Origin of the sequence: Stagnimonas aquatica, assembly GCF_003730135.1 — a bacterium.
Lineage (GTDB): Bacteria > Pseudomonadota > Gammaproteobacteria > Nevskiales > Nevskiaceae > Stagnimonas > Stagnimonas aquatica.
Map to the genome: position 1 here is coordinate 329,762 of NZ_RJVO01000004.1, position 15,081 is coordinate 344,842.

The following is a 15,081-nucleotide window of genomic DNA, read 5'->3' on the forward strand; positions in this document are numbered from 1 at the left end:
GTTCAGGCAGGGGAGCGGGGCCGGATTGTAGGCGGCGGCCCTTCAACTCCGGTTGGCGCTGGCGTCGCTGCCGGCTGCGCGGCGGCCACTTGTTCTTCCCAGCGTTCCAGCTCGCGTTCGTAGAGGTCGAAGATGCAGGGCGCGCAGCCCTGGTGGCAGCAGTCATCCTCGCTGGGCGGCTGCGGTCGGGGTGGCAGAGGCTGGGGCTCGGCGGGCATGCCCGCAGTATTCAGGAGCCGGGTGCTCCACACCAGCGCTGGCGCGGCGGCGGCTGGCTACGGCGGTGGTGGCGGAAGTTGGCGCCGAGATAGCTCGCCTTCAGTTCGAGAGTGTGCAACTGGCTGCCGTCGTCGAGGTCGCGGAAGGCCAGGCCCTCCATCTCTCCGAGCTGGCCGCTGAGGTCGGACTCCAGGCTGAACAGTGGCAGCACCGTGCCGGTGTCGAGATTGACCTTGTAGACGCTGTTGGCCTCGTCGTCGCGGCTCAGGTAGAGCGCGCCCTGGTAGACCTTGCCGCCCTGCACGCGGCTCAGTGGCTCGCTGAGCGGAATCTGGCGGAGCAGTGCGAAGCCCTGGTCGAGCGCGTAGACATTGACCACCGGCATCGGGTCCCAGTCGCCGCTGTAGGCAAGGCGGCGGGCGCCGTCGAGGGCGATCCAGGCGACGTGCGCCTGGTGCGGCGCCAGCGGATAGGCCTCGCCGAGATACGCCAGCGTCGCCGGGTCGTAGACCAGGATCAGCGGGTTGGTGTAACCGGCGTTCTCCACCGGCGCGTAGAGGCGGTCATCGAGGATGTCGGTATCGCCGATGTGGTCGCTGCCGGCTGCGCGCAGCTCGGCGGGGATGGCGTCGAGCACGGTGCGGCTGGCCAGGTACAGCGGCGCTTCGCCGGTGCGTTGCAGGCCGTTCTGCCAGGAAAACACCCAGCCGCTACCGTCGGTGGACAGGCCCTGGGAGCGGACAATCGCGCTCAAGCGGAATTCCTCGCGATTGGTCTGCTCCCAGCGCTCGCCGTCGAGTACGCGCACGAAGCTGTCCACCGCCGCGCGCTCTTCCACCAGCCCGCGTCCGGCGCCGAGCCAAGCTCGTACGCGCTCGGCCAGCTCGTCCTCGCTGAAGTCCATCAGCGGGCGCGGCGCAGCGGCGGCCGGGATGGCCGGCAGTTGCAGGCCGTTGTCGGGGTCAGCGTCGCGGTCCAGGCTCAGCAGTAGGCGCGCCAGGCGCACCAGCGCGGCGTCGAAGTCGCAGTTGCCGGCCAGGGCATAGGGGCTGGTGAGTGGGCCGGCGGCGGTCTCGCCGAGGAGCACATCGCCGATCTGCCAGCGCAGGCGGTCGCCGGCGAGATGGCGGTAGCTGCCATCGTCCTCGGTGCGTGCCGCGTAGCCGCTGCCCTGGTAATACAGTCCGGCGATGCCCAGTTCGGGGCCGCCGCTGCCGCCTTCAAAGCGGCCGTAGAGGCTGTCACCCGCTGGCGGCGGTAACGCCGAGCCGTCGTCGGTGGCCGTGCCGCTATCGCAGGCGGCGAGCAGGGAGAGCAGCAGCAGGGACGGCAGCAGCAGGGACGGCAGCAGGCGGGAGACGATGGACATGGCGGACAGGGGCGACGGCGCGTCGCGCAGGTTAACGGCCTGCGGTTACAGGCCGGCGAAATCTGCTGCCACCAAGCTTGGCCGGATCGTCCTAGCGGGCCGGCATCTTCAGGATCGACTTGGTCACCGTCGCCCGCGCCAGCAGCGTCTCGCCGCAATGCGCCTCGGCCTCCATGAAGGCCAGCGCGCGGCCGTGCTTGAGCACCCGGCCGGTGAACAGCACGCGCTCGCCCAGGCGCGCCGCCTTCATCACCGAGACGTGGATGTCGTGGGTGGCGGCGGTCTCGCCCGGCTGCAGGCGGCTGAGCAGGGCGGCGAAGCAGACCATGTCGCAGACCGTGTAGACCACGCCGCCGTGAAACATGCCGGCGGGGTTGACCAGGCCAGGCCCGACCAGGATCTCGGTCGAAGCCTGGCCGTCGGCAACGGCGATGCGCTCGACGCCCATTGCCCGGTGTAGCGGATGGTCGGTGACGAAGGGCAGCAATTGTTCGAGAGGACTCAAGGCCGGCTTACTCCTTGGCAGCGCTGGGCGGTGTGGGGAACAGACCACCCTCGGACTTGCCCAGCATCTGCGCGCGCACCAGCGGGATCGGCGGGCCGCCGTAGGAGAGGAACTGGTCGTGGAAGGCCTTCCAGGCGCTGCGGCCGCCACGGCTGGCGGTCCAGTCTTCGCGCAGCTTGAGGATCATCAGCTTGCCCATCGTGTAGTTGAGATAGGCCGGGTCGTAGGTGCCGCGCGCCGCCTGCTGGCGGGAGTTGCCCGGGTCTTGGTAGCCCTGTTCGCGGAACATCGTCTCGCAGGTCTGCACGCTCATGCCCTGGGTGTGCAGGCCGATGGCGCAGAGAAAGCGCACGTCGCGCAGCAGGGCGTTGGAGAGCTGGCCGATGTGGATTTCCGGCGAGCCTGCGCCGAGCCCGGCTTCCCACATCGTCTCCTCGGTGTAGTGCGCCCAGCCTTCGGCAAAGGCGTAGCCGACGAACAACTGGCCAAACTCGAAGGGCGAGCGGTTGGCGTGCAGGAATTGCAGGAAGTGGCCGGGCCAGACCTCGTGCGCGGAGGTGAACAGCAGATCGGCCTGGCCGGGAATGTAGGCCTCTTGCTCGGCCTTCGGCCAGCTCGGGTCGGGCGGGGCGATGTAGTAGGTGCTGGGCATGCCCTTGTCGTAGGGGCCGGCGATGTCGATGTAGGCAAAGTTCCAGCGCTGGTAGGGCGGCGCCTCGTTGACCAGCGCCTCCTCGCTGCCGGGGATGCTGACCAGATCCTTGTCGATCAGGAACTGCTTCAAGCCGGCGAGCTGCGCGCGAGCGCCTTCCACCGCGCCGCCCTTGGGCTTGTTGGCGCCGACCTTGGCGATGCAGGCGGCGATGCTGGCCTTGGGCGCGAAGGCCGCACAGGCTTCCTTCAGCGCCGCCTGGTTGCGGGCGAGGTCGGCCTTGCCGATCGCCTCCAGTTCCGCCAGCGGGGTATCGACGCCTTCGGTCATCTTCAGCATCGCCGCGAACTTCTCGGCGCCGAGCGCGTAGTCGTCATTGGCCTTGGGCTGCTCGCTCTTGAGCCAGTCGGCCAGCTCCTGCATGGCCTTGGCGGCCGGCTCGATGGCGGCCTTGAGTTCCTTTTGCAGGGCCTCGTCCTTCACCTCGGCGAAGATGGTCGGCACCTCCTTGCGGTAGAAGTCGGGGAAGCCGCCGAAGCCATTGATGCCCAGTTGCACAAAGGTCTTCGGCAGTGGCGTCTTCAGGTTGGCGCGGATCTGCGCGGCGGCGCCGGGGATGGCCTGGGCGTAGGCGATGAAGGCCTTCATCCGCGCTTCCAGCGGTGCGTAGGGGCGGGTCAGGTAGACGCTGGGTTCCAGGCTGCCGCTGTAAAAGGCCGGGTTCTTCCAGGGCGCGCCGGAGTCGCGTGCCCAGAACAGATCGCCGTCGATGCGCGCGAGCAGGTAGTCGCGTTCGTAGCTCTGCTGCGGCGACAGGCCGCTGAACGCCAGCGCCCTGGCGCGCGCCGCTTCCAGCCGGGCGATCTCGCGACCGATGCCTTCGCGGCTCCAGTCCGGCAGCTTGCCGTCGAACTCGTGGCGACCCTGCACCACCGCGAAGCTGGGATTGGCGACGAAGTAGTCCTCCTGGTACTGCTTCAGGAAGCCCCGCCACTCGGCGTTCTCGGCCGGCGTGCTGGCAGCGGCCGGGGTGGGCGCGGTGGCGGGTTCGGTCTTCTTGCCGCAAGCCGTGCCCGCTAGGGCGATCAGCAGCAGCAGGGCGAGGCGGCGCGGTTGGGCAGGGCGCATGGTGGGCTCGATGAGGGTAAGGAGATGACCACAGTGGACATCGCAACCGGCGGCAGGGTTTAAAGCCTTTGCGAAAAAATCAGCTTTCCGCGAACAGCCGCTCGCTGAGCGCCCACAGCCGCGCGGCCTCCTCGGGCTTGCGACTGAGTGCACTGCCGGCCTTGCGCTGGCGCTTGATGAAGTACTCGCCGCTGGTGCCGACCAGCTCCGGCGCGGTGGCCAGCCAGATCGCGGTATCGGCGCCCTGGCGCGGGCTGAGCATGAAGCGGGTGACCAGCGGCCGCAGCACCGCCGGCACCTGGCGATAGATGTCGGTGGCGACCGCGCCGGGGTGAAAGGCGTTGACCGTGACGGCACTGCCTTGCAGCCGGCGCGCCAGCTCGCGGGTGAACAGGAGGTTGGCGAGCTTGGCCTGGCCGTAGGCATGCAGGCCGGACTTGTGGCGGCCGGGATCGGTGAAGCTGGCCTCGTCGATGCGCCCGAGCTGGTGGATCATCGAGCTGGTCACCACGATGCGCCCCTGCTCGGCCGCCTGCACCGCCGGCAGCAGGCGCTGCGCGAGTCGGAAGTGCCCGAAGTGCATGGTGCCCATCATGGTCTCGTAGCCGTTGGCGAGGCGCGAGAGCTTCATCGTGTAGAGCCCGGCGTTGAGCATCAGCACGTCGATCCGTGGCCAGCGTTGCAGCACCGCCTCGGCGCAGCGATCCACGCCCGGCCAGTCGCCAAGGTCCAGGCTCAGGGCTTCGATCTGCGCCTGCGGATGCAGGGCGCGGATGCGGGCGATGGCCGCCGCCGACTTGGCCTGGTCGCGGGCGGCGATCAGCACCTCGTCGCCCTGGGCGGCGAAGGCCAGCGCCATCTCGTAGCCGATGCCGCTGTTGCCGCCGGTGATGAGGATCTTGCGGTTCATGTGTGGGGCCTGCTCTAAAGTTTGAAGCCGGGGGTCAGCAGGCCGGCGGCGCGCAGGCGCTCGACCACCGCGCCGTCGTGGCCGGGCAGCAGATTGAGGCCGGGCTCGGTCTGCATCAGCCGGTTGAGGGTCTTGAACTCGGCGAGCACGGCGTCGCGCTGCTCGCCGATCATCAGGGTCATGAACAAGGGCCGCTCGCGCACGCTTTCCAGATTGCGCATCTGCCAGCTCACATCACCGAGGAACAAGAGCTCGCGGCCGTCGGCCAGACGCACATAGACCATCTGGCTGCCCGGCGTGTGGCCGGGCGACTGGATCAGCACCACGCCCGGCGCCAGCGCGTACAGGCCCTGGTAGCGCAGCGGCTGGTAGCCCTGCATCAGCGCCGCCGGCAGCTCCGCCGGGGCCATGCCCTTGGGGTTGGTGAGCTGCTCTTCGGTCAAGCGCAGGGCCGGCAGCAGGGCGGCGAGATTGGGCTGCGCGGCGAGGCCGCCGATATGGTCCATGTGCTCGTGAGTGAGCACGATCAGCGAGGCCGCCGCGAGACCCTTGCTCATGCGCTGATAGGCAGCGGGGTCGTACATCGGCACCAGGAAGTCCGGCTTGGCGATGGCCTGGTTCATCGCGGTATCGACGATCAGCGTGCGGTCCGGGTAGACCAGCTGGTAGGAGTAGACCGGAATGGGCGTCGCCTGCCAGGGCTCGCCGGCCATCACCATCGCCTCGGCGAACTTGAAGTCCATGATCCGCTCGTAGCGGATCTCGCCGGGCTTGTCGCCGGGCAGCGACTCCGCCAGCGCCCGCACCTGGGCGAGGTCGAGCGGAAACTCGCTGCGCGCCACCGGGCTGTGCACCACCAGCAGGAAGTAGGCCGGGCCGCCGATGGCCAGCAGCAGGATCAGGGTTTGCAGCAGCCGTCTCAGCCAGGTGGGCATGGCGCGATGCTCGTTGGTGCGGGGTCGGCAGCATAACCCCGCCGACCCTTGCCCGGCCCCGGCTTCAGCAGGCTGGATCGAGGCGTCGCCGCAGGCCGGCCAGCAGCAGGCCCGCGAGGCTGGCGAGGCCGAGCGCGCCACCACCGCCGTCGCTGGCTCCACTGCTACCGCCGCCACCAGTGCCACCGCCGGACTTGCCGTTGGGATCGGCGCCGTCCAGGGTTTCGGCGCCGCTGCCGGTCGGGTCCAGCCAGTAGCTCAGGCTGGTCAGCGGCGTATTGAGATAGCTGAAGTTCTGGTACATGCGCCCGTACCAGTCCGGCTCCTTGGGGGCGTCGCAGGACGAGCTGCCGCCGGAGAGCTGGCCGACCAGACGGTGCTGGAAGTTCCAGATGCCCGAGCCGGAGGAGCCGCCCTCGGTAACGCCGCGATCCCAGCTCTGGATCATCAGATGCGTGGGTTGCAGGCGCGACAGTGCCGAGTCCGGCAGCTCGCCGTAGGCGGCGATGTAGGTCTGGTCAAAGTCCTTGCTGATGCGCTTCTCGTCGCCGTTCGGGTGGTGGATGCCGACCACGCCCACCGGCGCCAGATCGCGGCGGTCCCAGCCCGAGTAATAGACCTGGTAGGCGGGATCGGGCGTGCTCAGCAGGCGCAGCAGGGTGAAGTCGGGACCGGCGGTGGTCATGCCCGCCGAGCCGGCCATGTACAGCGCGCCGCTCTGGGTCTGTTCCAGGCTGCCGTCGGGGGCGCCGCCGCAGCGGCTGGTCTGGTAGTTCCAGTAGAACACCGTGGTCGGCGCTTCGACGGCGGTGCTGACGCAGTGGTTGGCGGTGAGGAAGTACGGGGTGAAATCCTGCGCCGTGTTGTTGACCAACTGCCCGGTGCAGAGCAGCGCACCGGCGATGGTGTAGCGCGCAACGCTGCGAATCTCGTTGCCCCAGCCGTCGCCGTCGGAGCAGACCACGTCGATATTGCAACTGCCGGACTTGGCGTTGACCGTGTCCTTGGCGCCGAAGCCGCGAAAGCCGTGATTGACCACGCCCAGCAGCAGGCTCAGTTGCGGCCGGCTGCCGGCGGGCAGGTGCAGCTCGATCAATGCCTCTTCGGCGCGCAGTACTGGCGTCCAGAGCTGGCCGAGGCGGTTGTGGCTGTCGGTGTAGGGGCCGCGCCGCTCGCGGCCGTCGGCGGTCTGCACGTAGAGCTTCGCGCCCGCTGGTAGCTGGTAGCGGGTAAAGCCGAAGTTGAGCGAGGTCGCGCCGGCCGAGCGGATGCGCAGCCGCCAGACGCTGCTGCCGTCGGCCAGGGTCTGCCAGTCGCCAGCGCTGTCGGGGCTGATCGCGGCAGCCAGCGGCACCGGCAGCGCGAAGCGGTAGGGCTGCGGACCGGCCTTGCGGGCATCGGCGGCGAGCGTGGTGGCGATGTCCACCGCCGGCATCTCCAGCAGCGGGATGGCGGCACGCGCCAGCGGCGTGAGGCCCAGCAGCAGGATGGCGAGCAGCAGCGTGCAGCGGTGGCGCATGGCGGACGAGACCCGGTGCGGGCGGTGCCCCGGATGGGCACCGCGTCAGCGCGGACGGCGTTCGTCCAAGACCGCTAGACGCCCATGTAGCGCCCGGGTTTGTGGTTGAAGGCCAGTACCGCTCCCAGCACCAACGCACCGAGCCCGGAGTAGAGGACTTGCCGGGGCTCCAGCACGAACAGCGCACCGATGGTGAGGCCGGCATCCACCGCGATCTGGATATGCCCGGCGCGCAGGCCGCGACTCTGTTGCAGATACACCGCCAGGATGTTGATGCCGCCCAGGCTGGAGCCGTGGCGCACGAAAGCCAGCACGCCCATGCCCAGCAGCATGCCGCCGGCCACCGCGCCGAAGGCGGTGTTGACGTGCGCGAAGCTCAGATAGCGCGGCATCAGGTCCACCAGCAGGCTGAGCAGGCTCACCGACAGGAAGGACTTGAAGGTGAACAGCCAGCCCATGCGCCGTATGGCCAGCAGGAAGAACGGCAGATTGATGAGGAAGAACACCAGGCCGATGCCCCAGCCGGTGAGGTAGTGCAGGAAGAACGCCAGGCCGGCGGTGCCGCCGGTCATCAGCCCGCAGGCACTGAGCAGCACCACGCCCATGGCGCTGAGCATGCCGCCCATCAGGAAGCCCTGGATGTCGTCCAGCAGGCTGTGCGGCTCGGGGGCGATGCGCTCCGGCTCTTCGTTCAGGGCCGGCAGCAGCGGGGCATTGTCGGGGGCGTCGTCGGACATCGAAAGCAGGCAGCGGGTCGAGCGGCGCGCAGTATGCGCGCCTGAGCGCGCTGGGTAGCTACATTCGTGCCAGCCAGCCAGCCAGCGACGGCGGGCGGTCTAAGCTCCCCGCACGCCGGAAGGCCGTGCCGGCGGGCTCGGCGCCGGGCCTTCGGTGGCACCCAGCTGCTGGCGCCACCCGCCGGGGGAGTCGCCATGCCAGCAACGGAAGGCACGGGCGAAGTTGGCCATGGTGCTGTAGCCAAGGCGGTGGGCGATGTCGGTCAGGGTCAGGCGGGGATCCTTGAGCAGATTCAGACTGTCGCGCTTGCGCGCCTCCTCCAATAACAGGCGGAAGCCGCTGCCGCGCTTGTCCAGCTGCCGGGTGAGCGTGCGGCTGGTGGTGTGCAGGCTGTCGGCGACGGCGTCCAGCGAGGGATAGCCATCCGGCTGGTTGACCAGCAGCGCACGCACCTGGTTGACCAGATCGCGGTTGTGGCCGAGCAGCGTCAACTCGCGCTCGCATTCCCGTTCCGCGAGTTGCGCCGATACCGAGTCGGCCATCTTCAGCGGAATATCCAGGTACTGGCTCGGAATCCGCACCTGCGTCAGGCCGGTCGAGAAGCGCGCCTGTGGCAGGCGGTGCCGGAAGCGGGGGTGGTAGTCGGGCTCCGGGTGGTCGAACCAGAGTTCCAGCGGCGCGTCCGCCGGCAGCAGCTGGCGGGCAATCGAGGACACGCTGACCAGCAGCTGCTCGCAGGAGAAGCGGCGCAAGTGTCCGTGCGAGATCGACTCGTGACCCTCCATCACCGCATAGGGACCTTCGGTGTAGAAGCGCATGTCCCAGGCAGGCATGCGCAGGATCGAGGCGTAGCGCTGGGCAAAATCGAAGACCTGGCGCAGCGAGGGCTGGCTCATCAGGCCGTAGCCGAGGATGCCGTGGGTGGTCAGCGTGGCGCGCAGGCCGAACTCGTAGGCCAGGCCCGGTTCGCCGGTCAGATCCAGTGCGCGCTGGCAGAGCGTCGCGTATTCCTGCAACAGGCTGATGCGGCCATCCGGGCGCAGCAGCAGTTCTGGTGGGATGGCGATGCCGGACAGCAGCCGCTCCCGCTCGATGCCCAGGTCGGCAGCGATGTCCAGCATCAGCAGTACGTAGCTGATGGGGACGGTCGGGACGATCAGGTCGTTGGTTCGCATGCCCGATTCTAGGGCGAGCCCACCGGTCAGTGGCGGAAAATGAATGCGAGATTGACCGCTGATGAAAAGCGGTCCCGGGCCGGCCGGCGCAACAATGGCGCCCTGAAAACAAGACGAGACGGCGATGACTCATCGCCGCCCAAGCTGCCTTACCGAGGAGATGACCGTGTTGAAAACCTGCGCGAGGGCTGCGGCCCTGGCTGGACTGTTGCTGCTCGCCGCCTGTGGTTCCGGGGAGGGCGGCGGCGAGGCCTACGATGCCGACGGCAAGTGCCTGCGTGATACCAGTGCCGAAGCCCAGGGTATGCCCAGCGAGGACCGTATTTTCGGCTGGATCGCCGATCTCACCCGCTTCGGCAACCGTCGCACCGGGACCGTCGGTGGCCAGAAGGCGGCGGCCTACATGAAGTGCCGCTTCGAGGCCCTGGGGCTGGAGGATGTCCATTACGAGACCGCCACCACCTGGAAGTGGGAGGCGACACGCTCCAGCCTGCGGGTGGCTGGCGAAGCGGTGGACAGCACGCCGACCGCGTTCTCGTTCATCACCGCCGACAAGCCCTCGGTGTTCTCTACCGGCCCTGGCGGGCTGAATGCGGAGATCGTCGATGTCGGCCTCGGCGTGCCCATCGTCAAGGACGTCAAGGGCAAGATCGTGGTGTTCGACCTGAAATTCCTGGTGCCGACCGCTGCCTTGGCGCCGCTGATGGAGTTCCTCTGGGACCCGGCGCTGACCACTCTGCTCGATCCCTCGCTGTCGGTGCTGGTCGCGAATCCCTTCCAGACCACCTACGAGACCGCAGTACAGCAGGTGCTCAATGCCGGCGCGGCGGGCTTCGTCGGCGTGCTGGCCGACTACTTCAACTCCAACAAGTACTACAACGAGTCCTACCACACGGCGGTGACCATCCCCGGCGTCTGGGTCGCGCCCAAGGACGGCAAGCGGATCCGCGCCCTGATGAAGGCCGCCGGCGACAAACCCACCGCCAACCTGGTGATGGAAGGCAGTCGCGAGGAAACCCAAGGCCGGGCGGTGGTGGGCACCCTGCCGGGGCAGAGCCTGGACACCATCCTGGTCACCTCCCATCACGACGCCGCCTGGAACGGCGCGGTCGAGGACGGCAGCGGCGCCGCCAGCGTGATCGCGCAAGCGCAGTACTTCGCCTCCAAGCCGGCGCAGGAGCGTCAGAAAACCCTGCTGTTCACCACCATGGACAGCCACTGGACCGGCTACCAGGTGCACAAGGCCTTCGCCAAGAAGTACATCACCGACAAGCTCACGCCCTACAACATCGTCGGCAACGTCACCATCGAGCACATCGGTAAGCAGGGCATCAAGGATGCCGACGGCAACCTCGCGGTCACCGACCAGCCGGAGTTTCGCGGCATCTTCGAGAACCTCGGGCCGTCACTGAAGCTGACCATGATCAATGGCCTGATCAAGCACGACCTGCGCCGCACCGCGCTGCTGCAGGCGCACCTGCTGTGCCCGACCGTGGGCATCCCCACCGACGCCTTCGCCTGCGTGGCCGGGGTTCCCACTGCCAGCCTGATCGCCGGTCCCAACTATCTCTATGACGAGGCCGATACCCTCGACAAGGTCGCCAAGGACCAGTTGGTGCCGGTGAACCGGTTCTTCGCCGAGCTGGTGGAGGCGATGGACGCCACGCCCTCGGCCTTGATCGGGATTCCCGGCATTTCCGCGCTGCCGACCGCCGCGAGCCTGCGCGAATGAGCGTGCTTGCCGGGCGCTGCCAGAGCCCCGTGCTGGAGTGAGCCGGTGATGAAGAGCGTGCTTGCCTGCGGCCTGCTATCAGGTCTGTGCCTGCTCAGCGCCTGCGGTACTGACGACGGCGACCCGGTGACTGGGCGCCTGGCGGCAGTGCCGCTGATACCCGGAGCCGGTCCCGACGGCAGCTTCTACGCGGCGCCGGCCGATGGCAGCGGAAAATCGCTCGCCACCCGCTGGCCGATCTTGCTGTCGCATCCGTTTTCCTTGACGGCGGAACGCTCGTTCCGGGGGGACACGCCGGAGGGCAGCGGCTTCGACGCCTACGGGGTGAAGAAGATGCTGGAAGCGGGCGGGGCGGTGGTCTACCAGCCAGACAAACTGGCCTACGGCGCGCACGAGACCCGTGGTCGGCTCCTCTACAAGAAGTGCGCGGGCAGCACCCTGCCGGAACTGCTCTGCGAGGGCGACCGGCCACAGCCGGTTGACGGGGTCTACCTGGCGACGTTGCAGTACTGCGGCGATGCCGCGTTGCGCGCGCGCAGCGGGTTTGGCGACGAGGACAGCTGCCGGCGTGGCCTCAAGTTCAACCTGATCTGTCATTCGCAGGGCTGCCCGGATTCGCGCTACATGCTGGCGGCGGTGCGCAATGAATTCAGCGGCGAGCTGATGTATCGGCATCTGGCCAGCTGGACCTCGATGGCCGGTGCCAACAAGGGCACCGCCCAGGCCGACTGGACGCTGGAGATGACGGGCTCCTGCCTGAGCCCGGGCTGCCGCTCGCCGCTGGTCGACTTGGTGCTGGCGGCGGACTCCTACCGGCAGAACGGCGCGCTTATTGTCAACGGCAGCGAGTCGGCGGTGGCGCTGTCGCGCAAGTACATGTTGCTGACCACCGACATGGACTGCGATCCGGGTGCCGGCAAGGCCTGTGCGCCCAGCTTCAACCAGCTCTATCCCTTGCCGGTGGACCCCGAACAGCCGGTGTACTACCAGAGCTTCAGCTCCCAGATCGACGACATCTCCCACCCCTGCTACGCCCGCAACGAACTCAACTGGCGGATCGTGCTGGATCGCGAGGGGCCCAACGACGGCAATATTTCGGTCGATTCCCAGAAGTTCAGCCACTACGGACCGGGCGCGACCGGCGGAGTTACGCCAGTGCTTGCCCGCTGGGTCAGTGGCCGATCCAGCGATCCTTCCAGACCGCATCCCGGCCTCAATCACATGGCCTATGCCGATTCCAAGGTGCCGGGGTTGGACGAAGGTCGCCTGAGCTGCCAGGGAGAGGACAACAGCCAGTTCCGGTTCAGCCGCCTGGGCCTGTATCGCGACATCGTTGCCGAGTTGGTGCTGCGCGGGTACTGAGGACTCGAAGGGCGGCAGTCGCCAGGCTCAGCGTCGGACCTGGGCGGATTCGACCGCGCCACTGGCGGTGGTGACGAAGGCCGCACCGGTGGGTAGTGGTCCGCCTTTGATGACCACGCCCCAGAATTCCGGCACTTCGATCACCAGCGTAGCGAGCACGCCGAGGCCGGTCAGGCCCAGCGCCACCTGGCTGGCCAGCAGGCCCGCCGGCAGCGCCCAGATCAGAAACGCCACCAGCAGCAGGCTGGAGACGAAGCCGCCCGAGGCCATCCAGGTGAACTGCCGGCGGCTGTTGCGGTGCAGGTCGAAGCGGAACAGGAAAGGCGACTCGAACATCCTCGGCAGCACCACATTCGCGCGCACCAGCAGGGCGCCGATCAGGTGCCCCCATTCGTGCAGCAGGTAGCCGCAGAGCACGGTCATCAGCGCAGTCCCCAGGTGCAGGGCGTAACCGCCGACGGTCTGTGCCGGGCCGGCTTCCAGGGTCCCGCGCCAGAGCAGAACGGCGAGGCCGATCAGCAGGCCATCACGGACGATCAGGGCCAGCAGGCGATTCCATTGCCGTTCCATGCAGTGCCTCTCCAGCATTAGGTCCGCGCAGGCTAGGTGGGCCCGCTGGCGGCTTCACCGTCTTATCGGACGAGCCGGGCCGAATGGTGGAAAATGCGCGTCCGCCCGCCGCTGCCGGATCATCACCGGCCAACCCCGCGAATGCTGCGCATCACCGAACTGAGCCTGCCGCTCGAACACCCGCCCGAAGCCCTGGAAGCCGCCATCCGCCTGCGCCTGGGCCTGCGACCTTCCGAGACGCTGGAGTTTTCCGTCTACAAGCGCAGCTACGACGCGCGCAAGAAAAACAGCCAGCTCAGCTTCGTCTACACCGTCGATTGCACGGTGACCGACGAGGCGGCGCTCTTGGCGCGCCATGCCGGCGACCGTCACCTCAGTCCCTCGCCGGATACCGGCTACCACCCGGTCGCTCGGGCGCCGGCCGGCGCTGGCCAGCGGCCGGTGGTGATCGGCTTCGGCCCCTGCGGCATCTTCGCGGCGCTGATCCTGGCGCAGGCCGGTTTCCGGCCCATCGTGCTGGAGCGTGGCAAGGGCATCCGCGAGCGCACCAAGGACACCTGGGGCCTGTGGCGCAAGAGCGTGCTCAACCCGGAGAGCAACGTGCAGTTCGGCGAGGGCGGGGCGGGCACCTTCAGCGACGGCAAGCTCTACAGCCAGGTCAAGGACCCGCGCTACCTCGGTCGCAAGGTGCTCAGCGAGTTCGTCAAGGCCGGCGCGCCGGAGGAAATCCTCTACGTCAGCAAGCCGCACATCGGCACCTTCCGACTCACCAGCATGGTGATGAAGATGCGCGCCGAGATCATCGCCCTGGGCGGCGAGATCCGCTTCCAGAGCCATGTCACCGATCTGCTGATCGAGGACGGCCAGTTGCGTGGCCTGATGCTCGCCGACGGGCAGCAGATCGAGGCCGAGCATGTGGTGCTGGCGGTGGGCCACAGCGCCCGCGACACTTTCCGCCTGCTGCACCGGCGCGGCGTCTACCTCGAAGCCAAGCCGTTCTCGGTGGGCTTCCGCATTGAGCATCCGCAAAGCCTGATCGACCGCGCCCGGCTTGGCCCCTACGCCGGGCATCCGCTGCTGGGGGCGGCCGACTACAAGCTGGTGCACCACGCCAGCAACGGCCGTGCGGTGTACAGCTTCTGCATGTGCCCGGGCGGCACCGTGGTGGCGGCCACCTCCGAGCCGCAGCGCGTCGTCACCAACGGCATGAGCCAGTACTCGCGCAACGAGCGCAATGCCAATGCCGGAATAGTTGTTGGCATCACGCCGGCGGACTATCCGGGTGGGGTCACCGCCGGGCCGCTGGCCGGCATCGCCTTGCAGGAAGAGCTGGAATCGCGCGCCTATGTGCTCGGCGGCAGCAGCTACCGGGCGCCGGCGCAGCGGGTGGGCGATTTCCTCGCCGCCACGCCGTCCACCGGGCCGGGCAGCGTCGAGCCCAGCTACAAGCCGGGCGTGACCTGGACCGATCTCGCGCCCTCGCTGCCGGACTACGCCATCGCCGCGATCCGCGAGGCGATCCCGGCGTTCGAGAAGCAGATTCGCGGCTTTTCGATGGCCGACGCGGTGCTCACTGGCGTCGAGACTCGCACCTCGGCGCCGCTGCGCATCACCCGTGGCCCCGACTACCAGAGCCTCAACACCCGCGGCCTCTACCCGGCCGGCGAAGGCGCCGGCTATGCCGGTGGCATTCTTTCCGCCGGCATCGACGGCATCCGCGTCGCCGAGGCTGTGGCCTTGCAGATGACCGGCCAGCCGCTGCCCCCTGAACTTTATTCCCGAGGCCACCATGACCAGGCCCAGTGAGCTGCCGACGCCGAACCCGGACTACATCGCCGCCGTGCAGGAGAGCGTGCGCAACGCGCCTTATCCGAATCTGATCGGCATGCGTCTGGCGGCGATGGACTTCGACAGCTGCCGCATCGAGCTGGAACTGGGCGAGCGGCATCTGCAACCGTTCGGGATCATTCACGGCGGCGTGCTGGCCACGCTGATCGACACCGCCACTTTCTGGGCCGGCTTCCTGCGCCTGCCGGACGATTGCGGCCTGGTCAATGTCGATCTCAAGCTCAACTACCTGAAGGCGGTAAGTCGCGGCCACCTGCGTGCCGAGGGTCGCTGCCTGCGTCCCGGTCGGCAGATCAGCTACACCGAGGCCAGCGTCTACGATGACGCCGGAGAGCTGATCGCCCACGGCACCTCCACACTCATGGCCCTGCCGGGCAGGGGCCTGAAGCTGGGCCTCCCCAAATTCCTCTAACCAGCCC

The 15,081-nt window shown here is 68.2% G+C and carries 14 protein-coding genes; 4 read left to right on the forward strand and 10 right to left on the reverse strand.

Features of this window, described 5'->3' with window-relative positions; genetic code table 11:
* Nucleotides 1–2: 2 nt before the first annotated feature.
* The 9 genes from ED208_RS17815 to ED208_RS11085 all read right to left on the reverse strand — a co-directional run bounded on the left by ED208_RS17815 (nt 3) and on the right by ED208_RS11085 (nt 9,150).
* Complete coding sequence (locus tag ED208_RS17815; protein WP_123211949.1) at nt 3–218, reverse strand: oxidoreductase-like domain-containing protein; 216 nt, start codon at nt 216–218, stop codon at nt 3–5.
* 11 nt (nt 219–229) lie between these two features.
* Complete coding sequence (locus ED208_RS11050) at nt 230–1,588, reverse strand: hypothetical protein (RefSeq protein WP_123211950.1); 1,359 nt, start codon at nt 1,586–1,588, stop codon at nt 230–232.
* Nucleotides 1,589–1,679: 91 nt separating this feature from the next.
* A complete protein-coding gene (locus ED208_RS11055; protein WP_148044739.1) occupies nt 1,680–2,093 on the reverse strand; it encodes a PaaI family thioesterase in 414 nt (137 codons plus the stop codon).
* 7 nt (nt 2,094–2,100) lie between these two features.
* Nucleotides 2,101–3,873 carry a DUF885 domain-containing protein gene (locus tag ED208_RS11060; RefSeq protein WP_123211952.1) on the reverse strand — a complete coding sequence of 591 codons (1,773 nt, stop codon included), beginning with the start codon at nt 3,871–3,873 and terminating at the stop codon, nt 2,101–2,103.
* A gap of 79 nt (nt 3,874–3,952) precedes the next feature.
* A complete protein-coding gene (locus ED208_RS11065) occupies nt 3,953–4,783 on the reverse strand; it encodes an SDR family NAD(P)-dependent oxidoreductase (RefSeq protein ID WP_123211953.1) in 831 nt (276 codons plus the stop codon).
* 14 nt (nt 4,784–4,797) lie between these two features.
* A complete protein-coding gene (locus tag ED208_RS11070) occupies nt 4,798–5,718 on the reverse strand; it encodes an MBL fold metallo-hydrolase (protein WP_123211954.1) in 921 nt (306 codons plus the stop codon).
* Between the two features lie 64 nt (nt 5,719–5,782).
* Nucleotides 5,783–7,237, reverse strand: a complete 1,455-nt coding sequence (locus ED208_RS11075) for a trypsin-like serine peptidase (RefSeq protein ID WP_123211955.1) — start codon at nt 7,235–7,237, stop codon at nt 5,783–5,785.
* A gap of 74 nt (nt 7,238–7,311) precedes the next feature.
* Entirely contained in the window at nt 7,312–7,974 is a 663-nt protein-coding gene (locus ED208_RS11080; protein WP_123211956.1) for a YitT family protein, read from the reverse strand.
* Nucleotides 7,975–8,073: 99 nt separating this feature from the next.
* Nucleotides 8,074–9,150, reverse strand: coding sequence for an AraC family transcriptional regulator (locus ED208_RS11085; RefSeq protein WP_123211957.1), 1,077 nt, complete (start codon nt 9,148–9,150; stop codon nt 8,074–8,076).
* 166 nt (nt 9,151–9,316) lie between these two features.
* Between ED208_RS11085 and ED208_RS11090 the strand changes: the two genes are divergently transcribed.
* Together ED208_RS11090 and ED208_RS11095 are read left to right on the forward strand one after the other, a co-directional pair.
* Nucleotides 9,317–10,882 (forward strand): M28 family peptidase, encoded by a 1,566-nt coding sequence (locus ED208_RS11090; protein WP_158608519.1) that lies wholly within the window; start codon nt 9,317–9,319, stop codon nt 10,880–10,882.
* A gap of 48 nt (nt 10,883–10,930) precedes the next feature.
* The gene (locus tag ED208_RS11095) at nt 10,931–12,244 is read left to right on the forward strand and encodes a lipase family protein (protein ID WP_123211959.1); all 1,314 of its coding nucleotides are present in this window, start codon (nt 10,931–10,933) and stop codon (nt 12,242–12,244) included.
* 27 nt (nt 12,245–12,271) lie between these two features.
* Here the strand turns inward: ED208_RS11095 and ED208_RS11100 are convergent, their stop codons facing one another.
* Nucleotides 12,272–12,814 (reverse strand): hypothetical protein, encoded by a 543-nt coding sequence (locus ED208_RS11100; RefSeq protein WP_123211960.1) that lies wholly within the window; start codon nt 12,812–12,814, stop codon nt 12,272–12,274.
* A 141-nt stretch (nt 12,815–12,955) separates the two neighbouring features.
* Here ED208_RS11100 and ED208_RS11105 point away from each other — a divergent pair, with 141 nt between their 5' ends.
* Together ED208_RS11105 and ED208_RS11110 are read left to right on the forward strand one after the other, a co-directional pair.
* A complete protein-coding gene (locus ED208_RS11105; RefSeq protein ID WP_123211961.1) occupies nt 12,956–14,620 on the forward strand; it encodes an NAD(P)/FAD-dependent oxidoreductase in 1,665 nt (554 codons plus the stop codon).
* Nucleotides 14,604–15,074 (forward strand): PaaI family thioesterase, encoded by a 471-nt coding sequence (locus tag ED208_RS11110; RefSeq protein ID WP_199720594.1) that lies wholly within the window; start codon nt 14,604–14,606, stop codon nt 15,072–15,074. The genes ED208_RS11105 and ED208_RS11110 overlap by 17 nt, the downstream gene beginning before the upstream one ends.
* Nucleotides 15,075–15,081 lie beyond the last annotated feature (7 nt).